At 42.7% G+C, this 445-nt stretch carries 1 protein-coding gene and 1 pseudogene; both read left to right on the top strand.

Annotated elements, in window-relative coordinates; all coding sequences use genetic code 11:
- The coding region (locus AB4653_RS26270; RefSeq protein ID WP_372105695.1) for an STAS/SEC14 domain-containing protein at nucleotides 1–154 on the top strand (154 nt) is incomplete at its 5' end.
- A gap of 192 nt (nucleotides 155–346) precedes the next feature.
- Nucleotides 347–445: pseudogene (locus tag AB4653_RS26275) on the top strand (NUDIX hydrolase); the annotation flags it as partial.

A 445-nucleotide genomic window follows, 5' to 3' on the forward strand; every position in this document is an offset into this window, starting at 1 on the left:
GGGATTAGAGCTCAATTCGAAGATAGACAAAATCGCGATTTATGGTGACAAAAGCTGGCAAGAGTTTGCTTCAAAAGTCGGAAGCTGGTTTGTGTCTGGCGAGATCAAGTCATTCGAAGACCACGACTCTGCACTTACGTGGCTAGTCGATTGATTCCATGCACGGACAGCTCGAGAGCAATCCGTAAACAACGCTAATGACAGTTGATGAGCATTGTCTCGAACGCTGTCATTTTTCGTTTTGGTTATGATATTTCCTAATCGATTCAATAGAGTATATTCATTCCAGCGTGTAACATAGGTAGGCTTTGTTTGGTCGAGACTAGTAGCGCGGCCAGATTCAGTAATAACGAGAACTAAAACAGAAATAAGGTCTAACGACATGCATAAGGTAATTGATAAGCTGGCTTGGATATTCATCAAAGACGGCAAGCTGTTGATGGTG

The sequence above is a fragment of the Vibrio sp. 10N.222.48.A3 genome (assembly GCF_041475345.1).
Taxonomy (GTDB): Bacteria; Pseudomonadota; Gammaproteobacteria; order Enterobacterales; family Vibrionaceae; genus Vibrio; species Vibrio tasmaniensis_A.